General features: G+C 63.9%; 2 pseudogenes. Both read right to left on the bottom strand.

Going from position 1 to position 1,461, the window contains the following annotated elements:
* A pseudogene (locus EQG76_RS33915) lies at window positions 1-146 on the bottom strand (IS481 family transposase); the annotation flags it as partial.
* A pseudogene (locus EQG76_RS31330) lies at window positions 130-1,330 on the bottom strand (IS3 family transposase). The pseudogenes EQG76_RS33915 and EQG76_RS31330, both read right to left, overlap by 17 nt.
* Window positions 1,331-1,461 lie beyond the last annotated feature (131 nt).

The following is a 1,461-nucleotide window of genomic DNA, read 5'->3' as shown; positions in this document are numbered from 1 at the left end:
GAGGTCCGGTCGACAGCAACGAACAGGTAGAGGCGGCCCTGCTCGGTATGGACCTCGGCGATGTCGAGGCGGAAGAAGCCGATCGGATAGCTCTTGAGCCGGGAGCGCTTGGTCTTCGCACCGTCCGTGTCAGGCAATCGGGCGATCTGGACTTGCCCCGGGGAAGTGGAGAGTGTTTCGGTTTACGTGGCCTGCGTCTCGAACTGAAGCGGGGCTGCTGAAGTCGAGCGCCGAATGGCGCCGGACGGGATTGTAGAAGCCGTCAATGTAGCGGGCGATGGCGGCGGTCACTTCTGCCCGGCTCTGGAAGACGGTGCGCCAGACGAGTTCGGCCTTCAGCGTCTTGAAGAACGTCTCGACCATGGCGTTGTCGAAGCAGTTTCCCTTGCCCGACATCGAGATCAGGATGCCGTTCTTCCTCAGCTCGGCCTGGTAGTCGAGGGAGCAGTATTGGCTGCCGCGGTCCGCATGGTGAATGAGCCCGGCGGCAGGACGCCGCACGGCGATGGCCCGGCGTAGGGCCAACAATGCCAGTTCCTTGTGCAGGCGGCCGCTGACCGCCCAACCGATGAGACGCCGGGCGAACAGGTCGATGATGACGGCGAGACAGCCAGCCCTCTAGGGTCCAGACATAGGAAATGTCGGCGCCCCACTTCTGGTTCGGGCCCGTGGTGGTGAAGCCCTGGTCCAGGTGGTTCGGCGCGGTCGGAAAGGCATGCAGCTGTCGGTGCTGCGCTTGAACCGTCGCTTCTGCCGAGCCTTGAGCCCGTTCTCGCGCATCAGCCGGGCAACGCGGCGGCGACCAATGGCAAGCCCATTGTCGCGAAGTTCGTACGTCATGCGCGGGCTGCCATAGGTCCCGCTGGATAGGGCGAAGGCTGAGCGGACATGCGCAAGCAGCACCATGTCGTCGCGCTGCCGACGGCAGGTCGGACGCTCCGTGCAGACGAAGTAACCGCTTGGACTAACGCCGAGAACCTTGCATGGGCGCTGCACGGGGAACTCCTTCTTCGCCGCATCGATGAGACGAAACCTCATCGACTTCCCTCCTTGGCGAGAAAGTCGCAGCCCTCTTCAGGATCTCGTGTTCCTGCCGCAGGATCTCGTTCTCGCGCCGCAGCCGCCTCAGCTCGGCCGTCAGATCCTCCTGCCGTCCGGGCGGCGGCGCCTCCAACTCCCGCTCCCGGCGCTTGTCGAGCCACCGACGCAGCGTCGAAAGGCCGACGCCAAGGTCCTCGGCGATCTCCCTTTGCGTGCGCCCGCTCGTCTCCACCAGACGGACGGCCTCAGCCTCGAATTCCTTCCCGAACCGGCGCTGCGGCTTGCCCATGAAATGCTCTTCTTTCCTCAGAAGAGCTCTCCACTTTCTCGGTGCAAGTCCAAGGTGCATGTTCCCAGCATGTGGTGTGACGGATCGAGCCTGAACCGATCGGGCTCTTTGGCCGAGACCTGGCAGATGAA

This window comes from Geminicoccus flavidas, from assembly GCF_009806515.1.
Lineage (GTDB): Bacteria > Pseudomonadota > Alphaproteobacteria > Geminicoccales > Geminicoccaceae > Geminicoccus > Geminicoccus flavidus.
The sequence above is the reverse complement of the archived record's forward strand: the minus strand, read 5'-3'. Positions and strand labels throughout refer to the sequence as shown.